The sequence below is a fragment of the Zymobacter sp. IVIA_12111.31 C1 genome, from assembly GCF_047495495.1.
Taxonomy (GTDB): Bacteria; Pseudomonadota; Gammaproteobacteria; order Pseudomonadales; family Halomonadaceae; genus Zymobacter.
The window spans coordinates 1204021-1228665 of the sequence record NZ_CP179930.1 but is presented as its reverse complement, the minus strand read 5'-3'; the positions used below and the strand labels follow the sequence as shown (position 1 = coordinate 1228665).

Genomic DNA, 24645 nt, shown 5'->3' with positions numbered 1-24645 from the left:
AGGACAAGCCTTAACGGTCAGCGATCACGCGCAGCATGCGACGCAGCGGTTCAGCCGCCCCCCACAGCAGCTGGTCACCGACGGAGAATGCTGACAGGTATTCTCCCCCCATGTTCAGCTTGCGCAGACGACCCACTGGTACCGTCAGTGTGCCGGCAACGGCCGTCGGCGTCAGATCCTGCAGCGTGGCATCCTTATCGTTCGGTACCAGCTTGGTCCACGGAGTGTAATCGCGGATGGCTGCTTCGATATCTGCCAGCGGGATATCCTTCTTCAGCTTGATGGTGAACGCCTGCGCATGGCAGCGCATGTTGCCGATACGCACGCACAGACCATCGACCGGTACGGTATTCGGCGCATAACCCAGGATCTTGTTGGTTTCAGCGCCGCCCTTCCATTCTTCACGGCTCTGGCCGTTCTCAAGCTGACTATCGATCCATGGCAGCAGGCTGCCCGCCAGCGGATAGCCGAACTGCTCGGTCGGCATCGCATCGCTGCGCAGTGCTGCGGTAACATCGCGGTCGATGTCCAGCATGCTCTGCGCCGGGTCATTCAGACCTTCCGCAACCGCATCGTGCAGGTAGCCCATCTGATTGAGCAATTCTTTCATGTGGCGCGCGCCTGCGCCGGACGCGGCTTGGTAGGTCATGGACGTCATCCATTCGACCCATCCTTTTTCGAACAGGCCGCCCAGCCCCATCAGCATCAGACTAACGGTACAGTTACCGCCGACAAAGGTACGGCAGCCTTCTTCAAGGCGACGGTCGATCAGCGCACGGTTGACTGGGTCGAGAATGATAGCGGCATCGTCGCGCATGCGCATGGTGCTAGCCGCGTCGATCCAGTAACCGGTCCACCCCTGCTCACGCAGCGCATCGTGAACGGCCTTGGTGTAGTCGCCGCCCTGACAGGTAATGATGACGTCCTGATCGGCAAGCTGCTCTAGATCAAAGGCATCTTTCAGTTCGCCTGTCGCCTTGCCATTGACTACCGGCCCTTCGATACCTACCTGAGAAGTAGAAAAGAAGGTAGGTTCGATATCACGGAAATCCTGCTCTTCCTGCATACGCTGCATCAGCACGGACCCTACCATGCCACGCCATCCGACCAGTCCTACCTTAAGCATGTTCGCCATCTCCGTTTTATGTCCTGTTCGCCCGATCATCATGAGCTGCGTAGCGCAGCATTATTATTGATAAGTGCTGAAGGCAGAGACAGCCCTGCTGTCAGCGGCCGCTTCCGTTCCCGATAGCGCGCTGGCACAAGGCCTTCTGTCCATACCCTCATACTGCCACTTCCGACAGCGCTTTTCTATTGTCGTTTGGGCGTGTTATGAAGAGGGTAACGGCCTACTGAAAGCACGAGAATCGATGGAGAAAATCGGGAAAAGTGAGGAGCATTGACCTTCAGATCGAGCTACACAGACTTATTTCGGCATCCTGCTTTTGCATACACTCCAGAAGGCGCTTATGCATTTCTTTTTTATCTTATTCAAACATTTCAGCTTTCGTTTCTTATCAGAATTATTCGTTACCATTTCAGCATGTATATTTCTATCATATTTTGCAGGGAAATAATCGTTTATTTTATTATTATCCAGTACTCTATCCTTAGTGAAGTCTACGCTATCTGAAACGGCTACGATAGCGCTCAACTCCTCGGGAAAATCATCGATAGAACCATAGAGGGTGGGCACTAATTGTCGATAATAGTCTCCCATTTTTGTTTCCCCGATATAACCAACAGGATAATCTTCACCTTCGCGACAACCTTCCACCCCAAAGTACATAAAGATCCCTTTATTAACCGCTATATTTGTATCACTGTAGTGTCCCATATTCTCTAGAGAGTCTCTGCAACTCTGTACAAATTCATCCCTCGTCATTTTATTACCAATCATCCAGGCCGAATACAGATCAACAAAAAAATCTCCATTCTTGTCTTTCGGATAATTCACATATATTTTAGATTCTTCCCATAAATATTCACTCATGTTATCCAACCAGTATTTTATATCCGGCGTTGATAGTAATACCTTTGGTATATCTCCCCAACAATTGTTTACCATTACAGCAATTCGACCAAACTTATCCATCGCAAACCAGATAAATATTGTCCCGAACCCGGGTTCCCAGTCTTCATTCAAGCTCATACTTCTGATTCCTTTATAATCAATCAAACGTCTAAATATTCAGTGCTTACATTTACCGTAGACTATTGGCATGATCGCCAATATTTGGATTAAAAAACCAGCACAGGTAGCAATCTGTGAAAATTTCAGAAAACAAAACAACAACATAAAACGCATTCAAGAACAAAATCAGATAACAAAATACTTTTGTGTACTATTATAAATATCATCACGTCCAAATTTCATCACCATCATTACATATCCAAACACCACCTCCTGGAGTCCAAAAATTGTCATCAATATCGAAGCAAAACATATCGTCGCTCATTTTATCTTCACTAGCAGGGAAAGATGATTTAAATATATCGGAAATTTCCTGAGAGGTTCCTTCTAAAAACACACCTTCGTTTGCTATTTTTAAAATCCCTTTGTCCATTGCGACTTTCAATATATAACAAAAAGCTTCTATTTTTTCACAATAACTCAAGCTGTTGCACCTTCCCTCCAAGTTATACCATATTGCATCAATATCAAATCCAAAACTCACTTCTAATATTTCTTCTACAAATTCCAATACATCATCAGTCATAGACAAATGTCCTTAAGGCAATCTCTGTTGGCTTTGACACAGCTATCGATTATAGTGGTATCTGACTTTACTATGTACAGCCCAAACTACTCTTCCGCGTGATGAGTGAAGGTCCATCATGCGCATTGAGCACCAACCCAATAGCGGTGCTTAAGCTGGCCCAGGATCAACAATATTCTTATTTTTCTATTAACGTAAGAAGGTTAGGTTAAAAGTCATTAAGTCCATATTTCATCGCCATCGTTACATATCCAAACTCCCCCTCCTGGCGCCCAAAAATTTTGGTTAACATCTAGCCCAAATATATATTCGTCCATACTTTTTTCGTCATCGGGAAAACTATTTTTAAATCTTTCAACTTGATCTTTAATACTTCCCTCAAGAAATTCACCTTCATTTGCTAATTTTAATATTCCTTTTCCCATGGCCTTTTCCAATATATAAGAAAACTTTTCAATACGTTCCTTATAAGAAAAATAAGGATGATTATATTGCAAGTCATCCCATATTGCATCGATAGTAAAACCAAAACTGTCTTTTATAATATCTTCGTATAGCATTTCATCATTCATCATCTATCATCAATTTTATTTCCATTCTACTAACTTTTGCATCAGGAATTTTAGCAAAATCTAACGTCCACTGCGCACCAGTATCACTTTTTGCAAAATTTCTGAGCGCAACTTTAGCACCATCTTCCAAAGCATATCTATAAATAATTCCTTTTGGTGTAAAAATAGGCTCAGGCATTTCTGTGGCACCTGTCATAGTCTTAAATACATCTTCAACATCTTTTTTTCCCCCCACTTTGAAGATAGCAGCCCCTTTACCTGGATCAGATATAGAACCGAGAACCTTTCCATTTACTGTCATTTTGAAGTCTGTAGGAGGTAACTTTTTATCTTCAAACTGAGCACGCATCTCTGGCCAAGAAGATGTGTGGGATGATACTGATTGCTGAGCTAAGCTTTCACCAATTTCAGCCTGCTTAGCATTTACATACGGCGCACCACCATTAGTAAGTGGCTTAACAGGCTCAGTTCCGGTAATAGTAATCTTAGGCGATGAGTCTGTCGCTACTGAAGCCTCTGCGGCCATTCTGTCCGCGTTGGCTGCACTAGCAGCAGTTTCTGCACTTTCAAGCCCTACTCTCTCTACAGCAGAAGCCGCTTTTTCTGCGCCAGCCGTACCCGCTCGAAGCCCACCAACCTCCCCCACACCAATAAAGAGAGAACCTACGTCAATGGCAAGCTTACCGGACTCTACACCCGCATTGTAGGAAGCATCTTTACCACCGTTACCGAGATAATAACGGCCGATGTTCTCAACGCGTGCCTGTATAGGCTTAGTTATAAGCTCATAGGGAGCGATGACAAACTTAAAGGTGCTCAGCTTGTCCCAATTTTCAATCGGGTGTACTAAAGCGTCTGTCGTGTACGTCCAGGCATTTCCTATAGTGTCGACCGGATGATTAGCGGCTTCCCACACGGGAATAGCAATATCTTTGGCGTACTCCTTCGGAGCACTGAAACTACCTTTTTGGTACTCCAGTTCTTGCTCTATGGCAATTTTTGCCCACTTGGCCATCACATCGGCCGTAGAGCAGCCGTAGTTCGCCATACACTCTGCCAATTCATCAGCAGACCGCTTCATCTGTGGCAGTGTTAGGCGGTTATTCTCTACCGCATTTTTACCCGCCTGTACCCCGGCACCAACTTCGGCCGCGTGGTTGCTTCCTCCGCCCGCTAGACCACCGGCAACGCCGCCGGCCACTTGCCCCCACAGGCTGATCTGTTCGCGTTCGCTCTGGGTCAGCTCACTCGTGGGTTTGCCATCGGCGATGACATGAGCGGCGACATGGGCCGCCAGTTCGCATGCCGCGGCGCCAGCGGCACCCGCCTGGGGTATTCCCGCTCACCAGCCCACTGACAAGATGGACTCCGCTCTCCAGCTACAGTTGGTTATCGCTACCGATGCCGTAGTATTTCATCGTATTGGCGACATACACATCGATATTTTTCAGCGCTTCGTCGAAGGTAATCTCTATAGAAACGAGACAAAAATTTATCTACCTAACGTTGTTCTTTCAAAACTTTCGTCTAAAAATCCTTTTCTATCTGGATGTTTTTTCTCATACAAAAACACAGCTTCTTTTATAAAAGACAAACATTCTTCTTCACTCACTCTAATTTCTGAGTCATCACTAAATAGTCCCATTTCGAACTCCACCCCATCAAAATGGTCATAATCATTATAGCTATTAGGGTTAGGAAACCTACACTGGGAATTATTTATACAAAAATCTTTTTTATTAAGAATGCTTATCGCTGCGTTTTCAAAAAGATTAGAATCATACATAGCCTCTAAATAGTCTTTTATCTGCCATCCGCGACTAGTAGTGTCGAATTTTTCCTCATACAATCGCACCATTAAATCATAAACCCTTTCTCCCGATTTCATAGCATTTCTATTATTTACACCTGTAACAATAGCGTGGGATTAAGTGCAAAAAATTGTATATATAAAATAGCCAATTTTTATCAATTACCACAGTATTGCCGAGTAAAAAATTCGTTTATTTTTTTACTTTCTAAAACCCTATCAACAGTAAAATCCACTATATCTTACACACATATAACATGATGCAAATCATCAGGAAAATCTTCAATAGAAGCATACTTACTAGGGACTAAGTGGCGATAATAATAGCCCATTTTAGTCTTTCCATTATACCCGACAGGATAGTCTTCACCTTCATAACTACCTTCTACCGCTTGATATTCAAAAAAACCCCTATTTACTACTAAATTGATATCACTTTTGCGGCCTATTCTTTCAAACTGCGCTGATAAACTCTCCTGCAAGCTTTCTTTTGTAATTTCAGGCCCATTACGCCAAAAAGAAAATAAATCTACAGAAAACGTTCCCAACTTATCTCCTGGAATATCTCGATACTTATCATATTCTTCCCACATAAAGTCAGTTGTATGGTCAAGCCACTCCTCTACATTATTTATCCTTAATAAGGATTTCGGAAGATCTCCAAAGCAATTATTTATCATTACAGCAATTCTTCCAAACTTATCCTGAGCAAACCAAGTAAAAATGGTTCCATATTCAGGTTTCCAGTTTTCATTTAGATCAGACATCAGTCATTTCCTTTTGGCCAAGTTACTTTACAATTTTCGCAAGGTGCAACTATATGTTCAGGAATAAACTCTCCTTGCTTAAACACTTCTCTCGGTCTAACTGCATGTGTGAATTTTATATCAGCCGGGTGTAAACCAGGCCTAACAAGCTGATCACATAAAAACTTTCATCATATTCATATATGATCTTTAATAGACAAAGTTATTCTCCTAAGAAAGCATAATTTTTAATAATAAAAAGTTCACAATTGCCATTTATAATAATTTAATTTAGCATGTCTTTAGGCACCCAGCCAGTTTTATAAAATACCTTAAACACACTTTCAACAAAGTTAAAATCTTTGGAAACCTGTGCTTCTGGCCATAAATCTCCCAGTATCATTATAGATCCATCCCCACTCCCATCATATGACATAACATCATAATCTCCATCAAAAACCCCTCCAAAAGTCACTAGATAATTATCATTTTCTGCTCTAACCTGGAGCATAAATTCTTCGTCATTTTTATACGACCTTAAGGTTACTGTACCACAAGATTTTTTCAAAAATGAAAGTTTATCCAAAACATCACTAAAATTAAAATCTTTCATTGACCCATTACTTTTTCCCAAAGTCCATGACAGGCTATGCATCATTTTTTCTCCTTGATACTTTTCATACCTTCATTCCAGAAAAAAACTGTCCCAGTATACTCTTCTTTTATCAACAGAGACTTGAGCCCAGACAAATTTGCCATAGCAGCAATGTCTCCTGTGCAATAGCCACAGATTGGCTCTCCAGTAACTATTAACTCCATTGAATTTCCCGCTGTTTTTCCAGCCTCAAAAGCTTGCTGTATTGCTCCTACTTCAGCATGGGCAGTAGCCATGTTTTTATTAGGTAATGATTTTCCATCTTTTCTCTTACTTTCTTTATTCGTAATACGGTATTTTATTAGTGTATCCCTACTGTTTTCATTAAGATGAAAATCTGGGCGATTACCTTGGTTTGTGTCTCTAAAAATGACTCCATCTTTAGATGACAATTCCGCTTCTACACGAGGAAGAGCAGTTCTAATTTTTTTATCAAGCACAACTCTTATTTCGGTATTTGGTAAGTTCTCTATTTTCATAGAGATGTCAGTTGCTGATCTACCTGAAAAAGTCCCTCGAGATGCAAATCCCTGTCCAGCAGGTGCTCGAGCGCCCAGCAAGTCCAGACCACCTAGCCCAGCATCTTTTAATGCCTCTTTATATTCTCCTTTGGACGCATCATCTACTGCATTTATCAGTTCTTCTGTCCCTTTTACAGCTAGAACCGAGCGTATTGCGGCTCCAGCAGGTCCGCCAAGAAAATAGATCGCTTCATTTGCGGGAGCCGCTTCTGCTTTCTGCTTATTGTTGTCAATTGTTTGGTTATATGCTTGCCAATATATTTTTTCGTCTTAACCAACAAATAATTTATACACTTCCAATTGTTACGAATAGCAACTTGGAAAGTAATAATTTATTTTTTCATTCTTCAAAACTCTATCACTTGTAAAATCAAGTACAGGAGATACCGCTATAAGATGACGAAGCTCTTTTGGAAAATCCTCAATAGAAGCATATATAGTGGGAACTAAATAACGATAATAATCTCCCATTTTTGTTTTTCCAGAATAACCTACAGGATAATCTTCACCTTCTTTATTTCCTTCTACAGCAAAGTATTCAAAAAAACCTCTATTTATAGCGAGATTAACTTCTGAATAATTACCAGAACTAATATATTCATTTTCTAGTTGTTCTATTACCCCCCCCTTGTAGCTCCTTTTCCATAAAGCCAAGAAGAATAACAATCCAAACAATATCCACCTTTTTTATCTTCTGGGTATTTATTATATTTCTTAGACTCGCCCCACATATATTCACCAATATCATTCAGTTGATTATCAATATCATTAATACTCAACAAAGAATTAGGTATATCGCCCCAACAGTTATTAACCATAACTGCAATTCTTCCAAATTTATCCATTGCAAACCAAGTAAATATAGTTCCAAACTCAGGAACCCAGTCTTTATTTAGATCGCTCATAATTTAATGCTCTTTTGGCCACGTTACCTTAAAGTTTTCACAAGGTTTTATTATCATACCTTTTTCTAAACTTTCTTTCCGCCATATTGCTCTAGGCCTCACAGCATCCGTGAATTTTATTTTTGATGGATCAGCACCTTCTCGTATCAACCTATCAGCTGCAGAAATTTCTGCACACGCTCCAGCTTTATTAGGGCATAAGCTTGTAAACTCGCCTATTTTTACATTTAATTTGCTTTCCACATATTCGACAGTTTTAGGATGCAACATTTTAGCTGTTATTTTCCCATTACTACTGCCAATTGCTATTTGGCCTGTTTCTACATCATAAGCCCCTACCATTGTAGCTTGCATTCCTGCTTTTATTTTGAAGGAAAGCTATCTATTTTGTTAAGAAGGTTATCCCAAGCTTTATAAAAAAGTGCCTGCTCTACTTCTGTAGCAAGCTCTGTACTTTTAAGACTTATCCTCCCAGCTTTTTCACTAGTCTTCTTCGCAGTGCCAATATTAGCCTGCTCAGCACTTAAAGATGTGCCAGGTTTAATAGGCTCAGTTCTGGCAATAGCGGTTGTAGGCGATGATGCTACCGCTACTGAAGCCTCTGCGGCCATTCTGTCCGCTTTGGCCACATTAGTCGCAGCTTCAACACTTTCAAGCCCTACTCTACTCTGCAGCAGAAGCCGCTTTTTCTGCGCCAGCCGCACCCGCTCTAAGCCCACCAACCTCCCCCACACCAATAAATAAAAGTCCAGTGCAGCCCCACTGTCTGAAAACTTTAATACTGCTTTAAAACTATCTTCTATAGTATACTTATAAAATATTACTTTCAGTATAGGTCGAGGCTTTGGTATTCTAATTAAGTCCAAATTTCTTTTCCCTTAGCAGTAATCCAGACAGCTCCACCAGGAATCCAGATATTTTCGTATATATCTATACCGAATATATATTCGCATATATATTCCTCTTTCTCAGGAAAATTTTCTCTAAATTTTTTTACTTGTTCATCAATACTACCTTCAAGAAAATTCCCATCATCCGCCAACCTCAAAATACCACTTTCCATTGCCCGATTTAATATAAATAAAAACTTCTCGATTCTCTCTTTGTAAGAAAGACTTGAATGATTGTACTTTAAGTCATCCCATATTGATGAAATAGAAAATCCAAAGCTAGTTTCTATGACATCTTTGTATAGCTCATCGTTAGTCATCATTAGTTATAAACTTTATTTCCAATTTATTAACTTTGACACTTGGTATCTTAGCAAACTCTATTGTCCAGTGCCTTCCCATTAATCTTTCACTATCAGCAAAACTTCTCAATACAGCTTTAGTACCATCTTTCATAGTATATGGATAATAAACTCCTTTAGGGTGTTTTCTTTGAGCAGGCATTTCAGAAGCTTCAATCATATGCTTAAATATATTTTTAATTTCCTCTTCATTATCGACCATAAAAACAGCAGCCCCACCGCCTTCTTCTGATACCGAATTGAGGACTTTTCCATCAACTGTCATCTTGAAATCAGTAGTTGGCAGTTTTTTATCCAAGAACTGAGCACGCATCTCTGGCCAAGAAGATGTGTGAGATAACGCTGCTTGCTGAGCTAAGCTTTCACCAATTTTGGCCTGCTCAGCATTTACATACGGCGCACCACCATTAGTAAGTGGCTTAACAGGCTCCGTTCCGGTAATAGTAATCTTAGGCGATGAGTCTGTCGCTATTGAAGCCTCTGCGGCCATTCTGTCCGCGTTGGCTACATTAGCAGCAGTTTCTGCACTTTCAAGGCCAATTCTCTCTACAGCAGAAGCCGCTTTTTCTGCGCCAGACACACCCACTCTAAGCCCACCAACCTCCCCCACACCAATAAAGAGAGAACCTACGTCAATGGCAAGCTTGCCGGACTCTACACCCGCATTGTAGGAAGCTTCTTTGCCACCGTTACCAAGATAATAACGGCCGATGTTCTCAACGCGTGCCTGTATAGGCTTAGTTATAAGCTCATAGGGAGCGATGACAAACTTAAAGGTGCTCAGCTTGTCCCAATTTTCAATCGGGTGTACTAAAGCGTCTGCTGTGTACGTCCAGGCATTTCCTATAGTGTCGACCGGATGATTAGCGGCTTCCCACACGGGAATAGCAATATCTTTGGCGTACTCCTTCGGAGCACTGAAATTACCTTTTTGGTACTCCAGTTCTTGCTCTAGCCCAGTTTTCGTCCACTTAGCCGTCACCTTGGGCATAGAGCAGCCGTAATCCGCTATGCAATCTGCCAGTTCATCTACGACTTGCTTCATCTGTGGCAGTGTTAGGCGGTTATTCTCCACCGCATTTTTACCCGCCTGCGCCCCTGCGCCAATCTCGGCCGCATGGTTGCTTCCGCCGCCCGCTAGACCACCGGCAACGCCGCCGGCCACTTGCCCCCACTGGCTGATCTGTTCGCGTTCGCTCTGGGTCAGTTCACTCGTGGGTTTGCCATCGGCGATGACATGAGCGGCGGCATGGGCCGCCAGTTCACCTGCCGCAGCGCCAGCGGCACCCGCTTTAGCATTACCGCCGGATACGGACGCTACGGCACCACCGACGACCGCATGGCCCAGTGCATTCACTGCCGTTTCTGTGGCACTCAGCTGCTCGCTGGGTTTGCCACCGGTGGTCGCTTGCTTAACCCCTTTGGCCAACCAGGGTGCGGCGGCAGAGGCAACCGCGCCTTGGGTGTTCCCGCTCACCAGCCCGGTGACAAGGTGGGCTCCGCTCTGCAGCCACAGTTGGTTATCGCTCCCGATGCCGTAGTCTTTCATCGTATTGGCATACGCATCGGTATTTTTCAGCGCTTCGTCGTAGGCGGCTTGATGGCGATCAGCATCGCTGTAGTAGCCAAACCCGGTGCCACTCTTCACTTTTTCGTCAGCGGCAGCCATCGCCTGTGCATGCGCCGTCGGGTCATTCTTCGCCGCGACGTAGGCCTGCTGTTCGCCGTAAGTCACACCGATATTGATGGCCTGATTGACCACCGTCTGTGCGGTTTGCAGCGTTTTAAGGCGCTGCTGTTCTTTTTCTTTGTCAAAGAGCGGGGTCAGGGCGTTAGCGGCATGTTCGACATCACGGTCGAGTGCGGCAATATCTTGTGATTGATGTGCCTGATCACGAATCAGGATATCACCCTGGCTGACGGCAGCATGCGTCGTGCTATTGTCATCACCATTATTGCCCATCAACGCGGTCACCGCAGATGCCGCCGCCCCCATGGCCATCTGCGCGCCACCCGCACCGGTGCCGCCGGATATTCCTGTTTGCTGTACATTGAAGTGCAGCTGGTTTTCCAGGTCGCTAAAGCCCAGCGTACCGGTTTCAAGGCGATTTTTGTCGGCTTCGGCACGGCTGCCGATGACGGCCGCATCCAGCTGGGTATGCTCCCCTACCTTGACGTCATAGCCACCTTTACCGGCGAACAACCCAGACTGCTCTTTCACGGACATGAATGAACTGTCCATCGTGCCGTTGCTGATGCTGCCTTGAACACCCCCCGTCCCGATACCGGCACTGACACCACCACTCACGCTGGTCTGGGTACTGTCGTATTCCTCTTCATCCTGTTCACTTCTTAACGTCAGGTGACGACCGATATCGGCACGGATACGCTCACCGTTAACCTGAGTCCCTTGTAGCAAGGCATCACGTCCGCTGTTAAGCGCTACATCGTGCCCGGCATCCACGGTGGTCTCGACATGCGAAACACTGTTGCCCTTTTCCTTACCTCGACCGGCATTGGCGGCAACATCGACGGTTAGGCCGCGATCGCCAGCACTGACACCAATGCTGCCACCGCCACTCTTATTGCTGCCTTTCAGGGTGCTGACATCCTGGCTAGAAACCAACGTCATATCGCGTGCGGCGTCGAGAGCGATGTCATGAGCGGCCTTGACCTGGCTGCCGACAATGGTGAGGTCCCCCTTACCCTGCTGGCCATGTACCCTCACGGTCAGATCGTTGCCTGCGCCAAGCGTGCTGCTAGCGGTGGTGTCCTGGGTTTGGGTCTGTTCGCTAGACGTTTTCTGCTGGCCGATGCTGGCACTGACCGCGACTGTGCTGCCCTGCTGGCCGCCCTGCACGCTCTGACCGGCCTGAACGCCTTTCAGCACCGCACTGATCGCCTGCAGCGCACGTAGACGATCGTCCTCGTCACTTTCGGCTACCTGCTTCAGCTCATGCGCCGCTTCGACCATGCTGCCGACCATACCAGTCACCGCCAACGTCAAGCCTTTCTGCTCGGTCTTGGTTTTGGTGATATCGGTATAGCGATTGCGCGCCTCGTCGACCGTCACGTCACTGCCTTGCAGGGCAAGGTCGTGTCCGGTCACGATGTCACTGCCGTGGACGTGCAGGGTCTTACCCGCTACCAGCGTGGTATTACCCTCGCTGGCCCCAACCGTCGAGCCGTGTGCCGTATCCCCTTGGCTATCGGTGGTGCGCTGCTCCAACTTCTTACCGATCATGACGCCGGTCACACCGCTCTTCATCACACCACTCTTACTCGTAATGGATGAGGTCTGGCGGTCGTGTTCCTCTGCCGCGGTTGTTACGTGCAGATCGTTATCTGCCGCCAGCGACACGCTCCGGCTGCCTACAATGTTGCCGGCCGTCACACTGACGTCATGGCCGGCTTCAACGTTTACGCGGTCACCACTAAGCGTGGTGCCCGTCGCGGTGCGATCGTAGCCGATACTTTGGGTCTCGGAACGCTTGCCGGATGTCCAGCCTTGTTTTGAAGAAGTCGTCTCGACGTTCTGGTTCTGGAGGGTCTGAGCGGTGGTCAACGCAACGTCACGGCCAGCCTGAACGCCGATAGCCTGCCCGGCATTAACACTAGCGGCCTTGAGGATGACATCCTGCCCAGCACTAAGCGCGATATTCCCTTGGCTCAGCAGTTGGCTGCCTTTTTCGGATAGCGAAGCGTCATTGGCGAGCGTGCTGCTGTTGCTGCTGCTCATCGGCCCTTGCTCGCCCAACGCTTTACCTGCCGCCCAGCCTACAGGCCCCGCCATAAAGCCAGTGTATCCACCGATGGCCTTCGCCAGCCCACCTGACAGCGCCCCTTTCTTGCTGACCTGGGTGCTGGTCTGGTGGTCGCGCTGCTCGGTGGCCGTGGCGATATCAAGATCGCGCAGCGCTGCCAACTGGATGCTCTGGGTGCCCACCACATTACTCGCATCAATGCGCATATCCTGACCAGCGTTCACTACCACGCTGTCACCGCTCAGCGTGGTACCCAGTGCCGTGCGATCATGCACTTCGCTGTGAGTGTCGATGGTTTTCTTCGACAGAGTGCCCTTTTGCACCGTATGCGTATGATTGACCAGATCGGCCGTTTCCTGCCCAGCACTCAGCGCAACGTTGCGCCCCGCCTGCACGTTAATCCCTTGCTGCGCCGACACGTCGGCCGCCTTAAGCCGGATGTCCTGACCCGCGGCCAACTGGATCTCCCCATTGCTGATCAGCTGACTACCTTGTTCCGAACTTGTCGCTTCACGCGAATAGGTGCCCTTGCCGAAGTCGAAGCTGTAACCGTCATGGGTGGCTTCTGTACCCAGAGCGATATCGCTCCCCGCCGTTAACGCCAGCTTGCCATTATCCCCAGCGTTGAGTACCTCGGAAGCGGTCAGTGAAATATTGTTGAGTGCGGTCAGCGTCAGAGCGCCATTGTCGCTCTCGGTATAAATGCCAGCCTGTCGATTCCGATAACGCTCCTTGGCGTTTTCGTTGAAGGTACTGGCACTGGTCAGGTCATGGCCGGCCTCTAAGGTGACCGCCTGCTGCCCTTGAATACGACCGCCGATATTGCTCAGGTCATGGCCCGCACTGACCTCAACGCGGTTGCCGCTGAGCGTGCCACTGTTGGTCACGTCAGTTGCGGCGATACGGGTACGCTCGCGACTGGCAATCTGCCCGTCATTCACCAAGGTATCGGTCTGGAGCGCTACATCACGGCCATTCAGCAATGAGCCATTACCCGCCAGGTCGCCTTCATGCAGGTGGGCATACACCTGCGGCACAGTCACGGTCTCTACCGAACCGTCTGCCAGTGTCACGTTGCGATCCACCAGCCATACGATATCGCTGGTCAACAGCGCCATCTGCTCCGCGGATAGCTCGACGCCCGGCGTCAGACCATACCGATTCGCAAAGGCGATACCATCGTTCATCAGTGATTTGAACTGAGTATCGTCGTTGTCGAAACCGTCGAGATAGCGCTGTCCGGTCAGACGCATCACCTGATCGCGCACCAGTTGCTGCTCGTAGAAGCCATCGCCCAAACGCTTGTGCATTCGAGTCGGCGACTCGGACAGACGCTCACGCATATAGTCGGTTCCCAGCCACTGCTTGTACTGGGTGAAGCGGGGATCGGTCTCAATCAGGTAATGGCTATCGCTATCGTGGGTCGGCGTGAAAAGCGCGCTATCCGGTAGCGTGGTATCAAGCGCCAGCGTACGAATAACGATCGGGGCAGTGGAAGCTTTCGTCGTATTGAGGGCGGCAGCCGCCGTCAATGTCCCAGGAAGTTCAGGCTGCCCTGCACCTGCATCGCTGTTGCCCAATGTGATGGCCGGTACCGTACGGACAGATGCCGCGCTGCGGGAAGGAGAGCCTGCCTGCTGAAGTGCGGCCTGTTGATCTGCCGCTACCGGTGCCAGCGTACTGGTGGGCAGAAGGCGTTGCTCCGGCACGCTAACCTGCATGCTTTTATAGCTGACGGTACTCAGGCCGACATCGTAGGACTTCTGGTAGATGCCGTAGCCTGTCGCCGAGCTACGCGTAACGTCTGTTTTATGGCGACGGCCGCTACCATGACGACTTCCTTTATGTACAGCTGGCCAGTAGTCCGTTACTTGCCCAGCCTTGAACGTTGGGTTGCGAGTATTGCTTCCTACCAACTCACCTTCGGTTTCTTTACGCTGAATCTTGACGTCGATGTTATTGAGCCGGTGACTGTCAACCGACAATTGCTGGCCCGCTAGTACCTTGCTGTTATAAGCATTCAATATCGACGATTTGAGGCTGATGTCCCCCCCGGCCCGTATGATGGCAGGGTCATCTTTTTCGATGTGTCCTTCTTGAATGAAACGCGTGTATCTGTATTCCTTCCAGCGCTCCGTTCGCCCCCCAGGATATTGAAGATTGTCGCGTTTCTCATAAGCGCGTATGACTTTGGCTTCACTGTCGCTGTAGCGCTTTGCATCCCCTTCCGGTTGCAATTCATGCACGACCACGGACGAAATAATGTCCGATGCCCCAGACGTCACCACATGCAGGTCGCGGTTGTTGATCTCGTCCGCTGCCAGCGATAGGTTGCCCATCGTTTCGATGCTGGCACTGAGGTTGTCCAGTCGCCCAGCACTGCCCGTAGCGTGCTGCTGCTCATCCAGCGCACCGCCTACGGCCATATCACCTTGGCTATAAAGCAGCGCGTGGTCACGGTTGATCAATGTCCCGGCTGCGATATCAAGACGCTCGCGCGCGGCGATTACCGGCGCCGTTCCCTGCTCCGGCAGGTTGTTGAGGGTCGTCGCAGATACAGCCAAGTGATCGCCATAAAGACGCCCTGTGCCCAGGTTATCGAAGGTGCCAGCCTTCACGAATACCGTATCGCCGTCGATCAAGCCACGGTGGGTCAGCGTATCGCGTGCCGATAGCGATACGCGTTCACCGCTCATCTCGCCATCGCGGTCGTTGCTTATAGCCTGCGCATTGAGCGTCAGTGCGCCACCGGCCTGAATGAGGCTGTGGTTATCGAGGCGTCCTTCGGTGGTGATCGAAAGGTCGCGATTGGCCTTGAGTTCACCGTGATGATCAATGCTGTTCTTAACATCAAGCGTCAAATCCCCCTGCGACAGCAGATGCCCTTCGCGCGGCAGGCTGCCTACCGCCACATCGACACGGTTACCAATTAACGTACCCTCAGCGCTCTCCAGCACCGTGTTCGGCGTACCCTTAAGCGATAGCGCACCGTTGGCGGTAATCAGGCCATCACGGTTGTCCACCTGAACTGTCGGCATCAGTGTCAGAGCATCGCCCGCCCGCAGTAGACCCCTGCGGTTGTCGATGCGGTCAGCGTTGAGCGTTAGTGCATTGGCTTCGATCCCACCGGCAGTGCGAGTGGCACGGTTATCAATGAGCGCACTTTTTAGTGCCAGCGTGCCATTGGCTCGAATAAGTCCGCCGTCGGCATTGTCGAGCACGCGGGTGAAGATCAGGTGCCCGCCATCAACGGTCTGGATCTGTCCTGCGCTGTTATGCAGCTCGCCCCCCTCAAGGCTGAGCGCGCCGGAGGCCATGAGCTGTCCCTGGCGGTTATCCAGTACACCCGCGTGCGTATCGACCGTGAGCGCTTGCTGCCCGCTGACGATACCTTGGCGGTTATCAAGCATGCCGCTGTCGAGCAGGAGCCCCTGATCACCAACAATGGTGCCCTCGCGGTTGTCGAGTGACTGCCCATGCGTATCCACTGACAGGGCTACCGGTGTCTGAAGATGGCCATGACGGTTGTCAAATGCCTGAGTCGACAGCATCAGCCCCCCATTGCCAACGACGGTACCCGCCGCGTTACTCAATGCACCCGCAACGATACTGGTCTTGCCATGGCCTGCCAGATAGCCGTTAGCATTGTCGACCTGCCCCGCTTGAACGGTCAGATCGCCGGAGGCCATGATGCCCGCATCATCACCGCTATCGGTGTTGGTCAGCGCATGTCCATGGGTGTCGATGCTCAGCGCATCACCCGCAGCTACACGTCCGGCCGAACTGTTTAAGGTGGCCGTATCCAGCGCTACCGTGCGAGCCGCTTCAATGACACCGTGCCCGTTAGCGACATCGCCTGCCTGCAGGCTCAACGCGTCTAGTCCGACGATTCGTCCGTTGTCGTTCTGCAGCACTCCAGAAGCCAACGTCATGGCCCCTTGACTCACCAGCCCTCTGTCAGCGGTCGAGCGGTTATCGAGGGATTGCCCATGCGTGTCGATCGACAAACCACCAGCGGACTGAATTAGGCCCCCGGTGTTATCGAGGGTCTGAGTAGAGAGTTCCGCGTCACCCCCACGACTCATCACCGTACCGGCTTTGGAGCTGACCTCTTCTGCGGTCAGTGTCAGCTTCTTGCCTGCCTGCAGTAAGCCATCATCGTTCATCACGTTGGCGGCCGTGAAGGTCAGGCTGCCAAAGCTACCGATGCGGCCATGATGGCTGTCGACCTCCCCCGCTTTGAGCACCATGTCACCGCGACTGATCAGCCCGCGGTCAGCCGTATTGTGATTGTCGAGACGCTGGCCGTGGGTATCCACGTTCAACCCTTTGCCCTGAACAGTTCCGTTCGCATTGACCAGCGTACCGGTTGCCAGCGAAGTCTTACCTTCATCGGCCTGAATGATGCCGCCGGTATTGTTCAGTAGCTGCTGATGGGTATCGACGTCGACCTGCTGCCCTGCGATCAACTGGCCCCCCGCGTTGTCGAGAGCCCCGCCTGTCACGCTGAGCCGACGCCCCGCCGCCATACTGCCGCCACGGGAGGCAACCGCTTTGCCGTGAGCCTCTAGCATCAGGTCGCTGCCAGCATCGACCGTACCGCCGGCACTGTTGATGCCGTGCGCATCGATGCTGAGCTGCCCATGGCTCGACAGCGTCCCGCCGTTGTTGTCTAGCGCCTGACCAGACGTCAACGCCATATCGGCCTGCGTGGTGGCCACCACGCCACCGGTATTGTCGAGGGCAACGGTGGCGATGCTCAGAGCATCCTGACCGGTATGCACGATACGTCCGCTCTGATTGTCCAACGCGGGTGTCGTCACCGTGACCCGCTCAGCCTGCCAGTGCCCTTGGCGATTGCGTACGCCATCTTCGGCCGCCACATTCATGGACGACGCCTGTACGCGCGCCGATGAGGTATCAATCTGCCTGCCGTTCAGCGATACGTTATGCGCAGCGATCTGCGCCCCGGTTGCTGATATCTGCGGCGCACTGGCCGTCACAGCATCGGTCGCCAGCACCTTGCCATGCACCTCGACCTTCTCACTGGCCTGGATCACCATCTTGCCCGGCTGTGTCAGGTGCCCGTCATGATCGACCCCCGCGGCCAGTACGCTGGCCTCGCTGGACGTGATCTCAGGAGCCACCAGCGTCAGATCCCCTCCCGCAACAAGCTGCCCCTCGTTGCGCAAAGGCGTAGGACTGTCGAGCGACAGCGTGCCGCCGTCAGACGTCAGCTTCCCTTGGTTGATCACCCCATCCTGCGCTGACAGCGAGACGCCTTGCGCGCCCCCTTTCAGCGTACCGGCATTGACCAGCTGGCCGTTGGTGGTAATGGCCACTTCACCCGCTGATGCACCGATCACCCCAGCGTTGTGCACCCCAACACCTTTCTCAGTGCCAACCATCACAATGCGATTGGCGTACATGCCCCCCAGAGCAGATACGTCCAATGCCACCTCGGGCGTTTCTCCCTTGCCCTTGATCGGCGTGATGACCGGATGCTGGGCGTCACGCGTATCGACTGTGTTCGCGCCGGTAATAACGCTGACATCGCTACCGTGCACCTGAGCGTTGACGCTAACGGCACGGGCAATAATGTCGGTGTGGCTCGTCTGCCGCGCATCCAGCCCCGCACCGTCAATGGCAACCGTTCCCTGCTCGACGGTCACCCCGTTGAAGCGGTCACCGTCCATCATTGGCCGCCCGGTGGTCAGCATGCCGCGATCCGCGTTGATGAAGCCGCAGCCATCACAGTGAATACCGGAAGGGTTCGCCACCACGACATCGGCCCGCCGCCCCGCTACTTCAACCCAGCCCTTGAGCTGGCTAGGGTTGGGCGAATTAACTTCGTTAAGAATGACCCGAGCTTCCCCGTGGGAAAGCCAAGGGTTGGCATCGACATACCCCCCCAGCTGCGTCGATACGGCCTGGCGACTGTTATTAAGAATGGCGCCGTGGGCATCCACATCGAACTGGCGATAAACGTTGTGCGACACCCCGTCTGCATTCGGCGTCTGGATATTGACTTGGGGACGGCCACTGGCCGTCTCGATGATGGTGGGCTGCTGCGACCCGGGCGCACGGCCGTCGGCCACGATATCGGCATATGCCAGCGGCACTGCCCCGGCAGCAATGGCCGCCACAAGCACGGACAGCACTGCAGAAGGCAGCACATGCGTCGACATCGAACGACGTTCACCTTGTGAAGATGCCGCCGCCGTACGACTGGTCGTACGTTCAGCGGCCACCATCAAAAGCCCACGCGCCTTGTTGAAGACGATCCGATAGAGATGTCTATTCATGGCCAATATCCCTGCAAAGACAGACGAAAATGAGGTGTGTGGCACCCTCGCGATACGGCATCTGCCATGTCACGGGGTACTTCATATTGTGTTAAGGGCACACTAGGTAGGCCGACGCATCGGCCACCGCTTTACTTCAGGACTCACTAGAAGAAGCCACCCTGCCAGCTCAGCGAAAAGCCCGCGGTAACGCTTGAGGTGCGAAAATTCTCTGGCTGTGAAACGGGGTGCGATACGAACAGGTCATAGTCAGTGCCACAGAGGTGGCCGCGGATGCCAAGCGCATCCCCCGTCAACCGCTTGCCGGCTAGCAGCTCGCTGCCATTGCCGTCGACTTCACCGTGATCAAGTGCGACATACAGTTCTTGCTGCGTCGCCGGTATCTGCCAGCCCAGTTCGTTGCGCCAATACCAGCCTTCGTCAGCGCTCAGCGTGTTCTCGCCATCGAAGCCGCGAACGGTCCAACGGTTGCCGATGGCGAACTGCTCTTGGGCCGTCAGAGGGGTATTGCTGCGCTGATACTGGTACTGAGACTGGTAGCGTAAGGACTGACCGAAAAGGTGGAAAGGCACCGTGGCATGCGCCGATAGCCCGAAGATACGCGAGAGCGCAGTGGCATCGCCGACGGCTTCCTCTGGCGCTGGATGGGCACCGAAGGCCCGCACACCGCGCGTGTAGCGAGCCCCCATATCCAAAGTAGCGGCCCCAAGATACTGTCGATGATCGAGCGCCAGCCCCCAGTGCGTCGTCTCGCGATGCTGGACGTCGATTTCAGTGCCGTTGATGAAACTGCGGGACTGGCGGGTCATGACATCGGTCGCCAGTGTCGTTTTGTGGAAGGTGCCTCGGTGCAATAGGCGTGATAGCGATACGTCCATCATGTGGCTGCTACCGGTATAGTCATAAGTACGACCACCCCAGCCTGCCACGGTACGCCGATAGTCATAGTCACTGGCACTGATCCCCAGTTTCCAATACCCGTAGGGCACGGAATACTGCAGACCGTAGTTGCGCGAATGCCGCTCGCGGATGAAGGCCGTATCGCGGCTGGCAGTCAACTGAAACATATCGTTCAGACCCAGCGGATTATCGAGCGCCAACATAACGCCCCCCTGCTTACGTCCCGTCGCTTTGGTGCCGGTATCGTCCAGCCATGCCCCCCAGCGCAGCTGATTCTGCTGCTGGCGGGTCAACACGATATCGCTCTCACCCGGCGCAGCCCCCGGCCGCAGCGCCATTCTTGCCTGCACACCCGGTAAACGTTGTAGATTCTCCAGCCCTTGTTCGATATCCCGCAGGTCAAGCAGGTCCCCTGAAGCCGCCGGTATCGCAGCGGGCAGCCAAACCCGCGAATCACTGCCTTCGGCAAAACGTATCTCGCGAACGGTACCGGGCATGACGCTGAGATGAAGCTGCCCATACAGCATGTTCTGTGGCGGGGCCAGCACGCGTGTGGTCACCCAGCCATGATCAATCAGGCGATCCTGTAGCTGAGCCATCAACAGATTGATCCCCTTGGAGCCGAGGCACTGGTTCAGCGCTGGCTCGCTTGCGCGTTGCAGCTCACGTACAGCCCAGCCCGGCAGACGATCAGCATTGTCGATGTGCACATGCCGGATCATGAAACACGGAAACTCAGCGGGGTAGGCAGAAGCCCCCGTGCCACGGCCCTCGACACCAAAGCGGATATCAGGGGTAGGCGGCGCCAGCTGTGCATCACGCGCTTGCTGCTGGGTCTGCTGGTGACGCAAGAGTTTATCGTTAACCGATGACGGCTCCGCCCACACCGCATTGCTGCCCGCCAACGCCAGCATCAGGATCGCAATGCGTGCCCCACCCCAGGTGATCTCAGCCATCCGCTTATCCCCGCCCATTCGTTATAATTTCGGCTTTGTATAATGTGAAAAATCGTGCACATATTTACACGTCATATTAATAATGTGCCATGGCCTAAGTAGTCACTTAGCATTGATCGCCTGCTATCAACTCTTTCATTAGTCCTTTATTATTTCGGCCGTTTTCACCACCGGATAAAATAAAAATAAGGGTATATTACGAGAGGAATTACTTACCTCAGTGCCAACTTCTCTCTCGCCCCGCAAGATGTTCAAAAACACAATTCAACAACATAAATTACAAAAAATAACCCTAAATACTCTGCTAAGTATTTGCTTACTAAAAACACACTAAATAACTAGGCGTTGAGGCGTTGAGGCGTTGAGGCGTTGAGGCGTTGAGGCGTTGAGGCGTTGAGGCGTTGAGGCGTTGAGGCGTTGAGGCGTTGAGGCGTTGAGGCGTTGAGGCGTTGAGGCGTTGAGGCGTTGAGGCGTTGAGGCGTTGAGGCGTTGAGGCGTTGAGGCGTTGAGGCGTTGAGGCGTTGAGGCGTTGAGGCGTTGAGGCGTTGAGGCGTTGAGGCGTTGAGGCGTTGAGGCGTTGAGGCGTTGAGGCGTTGAGGCGTTGAGGCGTTGAGGCGTTGGCTGAGGCGTTGAGGCGTTGAGGCGTTGAGGCGTTGAGGCGTTGAGGCGTTGAGGCGTTGAGGCGTTGAGGCGTTGAGGCGTTGAGGCGTTGAGGCGTTGAGGCGTTGAGGCGTTGAGGCGTTGAGGCGTTGAGGCGTTGAGGCGTTGAGGCGTTGAGGCGTTGAGGCGTTGAGGCGTTGAGGCGTTGAGGCGTTGAGGCGTTGAGGCGTTGAGGCGTTGAGGCGTTGAGGCGTTGAGGCGTTGAGGCGTTGAGGCGTTGAGGCGTTGAGGCGTTGAGGCGTTGAGCAGCATGATGCTGCCGCCCATTCGTATCAGCAATAGCTCATGCGCTTTTAATTTGAAGAAAGCCGTAAATATACGATCAAACTGTGAACATCTAAACTTATTGGGCGTAGTAGATATGGCATGGTGCGGATGATGCCACTAGGCTAATGATAAAGACCAACAAGTAAGCAGTTGATAACCGGATACGCCTTGATGCGCCGGTTATTTCATATAACCAGCGCACCTCAATATAGCATTATTTCAATATTAAGATATTGAAACGACCCTACACTTACTTATCCGCTTGTTCACTTTCCTGAACAGGCTGACGTTCATTGCAGGCAAAAGACAGGAAGATATAGTGGTCGCCCTTGCGGAACATCTGTACGCGACGATGAGAAGGCTCTTCCTGCTTAACGAACGGTTTTTCGGTGAAGTTCCAGCCATCCTGTTCAAGAATGGAACGTACATTGCCAGCAGCCGTCTTGATCGACGTCAGCTGCAAGCACTCGAACACGTCACGTGTCGGGATATGCTGCTGCGGGTTCAGCTCTTCCATGTCCGGAATCAGACGAATTTCGAGGTCGTAGACAGGTTTGCGCGCCACATCGGACGGCTGGAAGTAATCGATGACGTGGTTGTAGGCTGTCAGGATCAGGCTGTTCTCGGAGCGCAGCACAACGACATCGCAGTCAGTGTCCTGCAAAAGAGAACAGGTCAGCAGTTCACGCACGATATCATGCTTGCCAGTATCCAACTCGGTCGTTTTCTTCAGCGATTCCGTTACAGCAGTCAGGAAGCTCTCGATCGAATTGAAATCACCGGGTACGTGATCGTTGATACGGTCAATATAAAAGAGTTTCATGGGGCGATGGTCCCTTGCCAGCAGAGTTGAAGAGAGCGAGCCCGCTGCGTGATCGTTGCCTTAGGCATGAAGGCCGCGCTCTCTGCTCAATGATCGACACTACAGGCATCGATCATAAAAAAGTGATTGCCCATTGAGGCTGAAACTGCACGCAATAGAGCCAAACACTGGTCATTCCTTTTGCCTGATCATCATAGCATTATTGTTGCCTGCACAAAGGAACAGAAACGCACACAGCGTTCCGTATTCTCTCTCGCCGCTTATAAAAAGAAACAGGGCGGAAAGCTTACGCTCTCCGCCCTGTTTCGATTCACTGCCTGGCAGCGATTATGCCGACTGCAGATCACGCATCAGCAGCCCATACTGCAACCGCTCAGGTGCGATGGCATCACCGTGCAGCGGGATGCGCACGATATGGCCATCACCCGGCGCGACGTCCATGCGTTCACCCGTTGAGCGCTTCACCATGCCATCCAACACGAAGCGGCGATTGCCGCCCGGCAGCATCAGCTCCAGCGTATCGCCGACACCGAAGCGGTTCTTGACGCGAATTTCCAGCGTATCGGCCGTACACCCTTCCGGGATCACTTCGCCCACGAACTGCTGATGCACACCAATGGAGTGACCGTTCTCATAGTTCTGATAGGCATCATGGACGTGACGACGATAGAAGCCTTCGGTGTAGCCACGGTTGGCGAGGTTGTCGAGCTCATCCATCAGACGCATATCGAACGGACGACCGGCCACGGCATCGTCGATCGCACGACGGTAAACCTGAGCGGTACGCGCCACATAGTACGGCGACTTGGTACGGCCTTCGATCTTGAGCGAGTGAATACCCATTTCGGTCAGGCGCGGCACGTGCTGTACAGCACGCAAATCGCGCGAATTCATGATGTAGGTACCGTGCTCGTCTTCTTCGACAGGCATCAACTCTCCGGGACGCGTCGTATCTTCGATCAGCGCCGACAGCGTGCCGGGCTGGCTCTGGCCATCCGGTGACCAGCGCCCGACATTGGCTTGCCCACTGACCTGTGCCACCGGAATCAGATCACCGCTGTCATCGGTCGTGGCCTCAACCGTGTCGTACTTCCAACGGCAAGCATTGGTGCAGGTACCCTGGTTCGGATCACGGTGGTTGAAGTAACCGGACAGCAGACAGCGGCCAGAATAGGCGATGCACAGCGCGCCGTGAACAAAGGTTTCCAACTCAATATCCGGGCATTCCTGACGAATGCGCGCCACTTCATCCAGCGACAGCTCACGCGACAGAATAATGCGTTTGATGCCCTGCTGCTGCCAGAACCGTACAGCCGCATAGTTGACGACGTTGGACTGAACGGACAGGTGAACGGTCTGCTCTGGCCAGCGCTCACGAATCAGCATGATCAGCCCTGGGTCGGACATGATCAGCGCGTCCGGCTTAGCCTCAATCACCGGTGCCATGTCACGCAGGTACGTGTCTACCTTGGTGTTATGTGCCGCGATATTAGACGCGACGTAGAACTGCTTGCCGCGCTCGTGAGCGTAATCGATTCCCTTGTGCAGATTGTCGATCTTGAAGTCGTTATTGCGTACGCGCAGCGAATACCGCGGCTGACCGGCATAGACCGCATCAGCGCCGTAAGCGAAGGCGTAACGCATGTTCTTGAAAGTACCTGCTGGAGAAAGCAGCTCCGGCGCGCGAAGTGTGGTCTTGGTCATGACAGGAAGCTACCTGATACCCGAATGCAGCGGATGAATGCGGCAGGACGCCGCATCTACGAATAACGGATGATTGTACGCGATG

General features: G+C 51.4%; 19 protein-coding genes and 1 pseudogene. All 20 read right to left on the bottom strand.

The annotated features are described in order from the left end of the window. Positions 1–10: 10 nt before the first annotated feature. The 20 genes and pseudogenes from asd to yegQ all read right to left on the bottom strand — a co-directional run bounded on the left by asd (position 11) and on the right by yegQ (position 24560). Positions 11–1126, bottom strand: a complete 1116-nt coding sequence (asd, locus tag ACMHYW_RS05500; RefSeq protein ID WP_414501227.1) for an aspartate-semialdehyde dehydrogenase — start codon at positions 1124–1126, stop codon at positions 11–13. A 300-nt stretch (positions 1127–1426) separates the two neighbouring features. Next, entirely contained in the window at positions 1427–2152 is a 726-nt protein-coding gene (locus ACMHYW_RS05495; RefSeq protein WP_414501225.1) for a hypothetical protein, read from the bottom strand. Positions 2153–2360: 208 nt separating this feature from the next. Next, positions 2361–2720 (bottom strand): DUF596 domain-containing protein, encoded by a 360-nt coding sequence (locus ACMHYW_RS05490; RefSeq protein WP_414501224.1) that lies wholly within the window; start codon positions 2718–2720, stop codon positions 2361–2363. Positions 2721–2938: 218 nt separating this feature from the next. Next, positions 2939–3295 (bottom strand): DUF596 domain-containing protein, encoded by a 357-nt coding sequence (locus ACMHYW_RS05485; protein ID WP_414501223.1) that lies wholly within the window; start codon positions 3293–3295, stop codon positions 2939–2941. Next, a complete protein-coding gene (locus tag ACMHYW_RS05480; protein WP_414501521.1) occupies positions 3285–4307 on the bottom strand; it encodes a hypothetical protein in 1023 nt (340 codons plus the stop codon). Before ACMHYW_RS05480 ends, ACMHYW_RS05485 begins: the two co-directional genes overlap by 11 nt. A 138-nt stretch (positions 4308–4445) precedes the next feature. Further along, positions 4446–4493, bottom strand: a pseudogene (locus tag ACMHYW_RS05475) (hypothetical protein); the annotation flags it as partial. 291 nt (positions 4494–4784) lie between these two features. Continuing rightward, positions 4785–5180, bottom strand: coding sequence for a ribonuclease toxin immunity protein CdiI (gene cdiI / locus ACMHYW_RS05470; protein ID WP_414501222.1), 396 nt, complete (start codon positions 5178–5180; stop codon positions 4785–4787). Positions 5181–5344: 164 nt separating this feature from the next. Then, positions 5345–5869: a hypothetical protein gene (locus tag ACMHYW_RS05465; protein WP_414501221.1), complete on the bottom strand. Its 525-nt coding sequence runs from the start codon at positions 5867–5869 to the stop codon at positions 5345–5347. Between the two features lie 265 nt (positions 5870–6134). Further along, positions 6135–6506, bottom strand: coding sequence for a DUF6911 family protein (locus tag ACMHYW_RS05460; RefSeq protein WP_414501220.1), 372 nt, complete (start codon positions 6504–6506; stop codon positions 6135–6137). Next, on the bottom strand, positions 6503–6982 hold the full coding sequence (locus ACMHYW_RS05455; protein WP_414501219.1) for a hypothetical protein: 480 nt from the start codon (positions 6980–6982) through the stop codon (positions 6503–6505). Before ACMHYW_RS05455 ends, ACMHYW_RS05460 begins: the two co-directional genes overlap by 4 nt. Positions 6983–7327: 345 nt before the next feature. After that, positions 7328–7678, bottom strand: a complete 351-nt coding sequence (locus tag ACMHYW_RS05450) for a hypothetical protein (protein ID WP_414501218.1) — start codon at positions 7676–7678, stop codon at positions 7328–7330. After that, the gene (locus ACMHYW_RS05445) at positions 7642–7929 is read right to left on the bottom strand and encodes a hypothetical protein (protein WP_414501217.1); all 288 of its coding nucleotides are present in this window, start codon (positions 7927–7929) and stop codon (positions 7642–7644) included. Before ACMHYW_RS05445 ends, ACMHYW_RS05450 begins: the two co-directional genes overlap by 37 nt. A 3-nt stretch (positions 7930–7932) precedes the next feature. Beyond that, positions 7933–8271 carry a hypothetical protein gene (locus ACMHYW_RS05440; RefSeq protein WP_414501216.1) on the bottom strand — a complete coding sequence of 113 codons (339 nt, stop codon included), beginning with the start codon at positions 8269–8271 and terminating at the stop codon, positions 7933–7935. A 20-nt stretch (positions 8272–8291) separates the two neighbouring features. Continuing rightward, entirely contained in the window at positions 8292–8795 is a 504-nt protein-coding gene (locus tag ACMHYW_RS05435) for a hypothetical protein (protein ID WP_414501215.1), read from the bottom strand. Next, positions 8786–9142 (bottom strand): DUF596 domain-containing protein, encoded by a 357-nt coding sequence (locus ACMHYW_RS05430; protein WP_414501214.1) that lies wholly within the window; start codon positions 9140–9142, stop codon positions 8786–8788. The genes ACMHYW_RS05435 and ACMHYW_RS05430 overlap by 10 nt, the downstream gene beginning before the upstream one ends. Further along, positions 9132–19250 carry a hemagglutinin repeat-containing protein gene (locus tag ACMHYW_RS05425; protein ID WP_414501213.1) on the bottom strand — a complete coding sequence of 3373 codons (10119 nt, stop codon included), beginning with the start codon at positions 19248–19250 and terminating at the stop codon, positions 9132–9134. Before ACMHYW_RS05425 ends, ACMHYW_RS05430 begins: the two co-directional genes overlap by 11 nt. Positions 19251–19396: 146 nt before the next feature. Next, entirely contained in the window at positions 19397–21106 is a 1710-nt protein-coding gene (locus ACMHYW_RS05420; RefSeq protein ID WP_414501212.1) for a ShlB/FhaC/HecB family hemolysin secretion/activation protein, read from the bottom strand. Between the two features lie 330 nt (positions 21107–21436). Further along, complete coding sequence (locus tag ACMHYW_RS05415; protein ID WP_414501211.1) at positions 21437–22045, bottom strand: hypothetical protein; 609 nt, start codon at positions 22043–22045, stop codon at positions 21437–21439. Positions 22046–22283: 238 nt separating this feature from the next. Continuing rightward, positions 22284–22856, bottom strand: coding sequence for a hypothetical protein (locus ACMHYW_RS05410; RefSeq protein WP_414501210.1), 573 nt, complete (start codon positions 22854–22856; stop codon positions 22284–22286). Between the two features lie 327 nt (positions 22857–23183). Then, entirely contained in the window at positions 23184–24560 is a 1377-nt protein-coding gene (yegQ, locus tag ACMHYW_RS05405) for a tRNA 5-hydroxyuridine modification protein YegQ (protein ID WP_027705394.1), read from the bottom strand. Between the last annotated feature and the right edge of the window lie 85 nt (positions 24561–24645).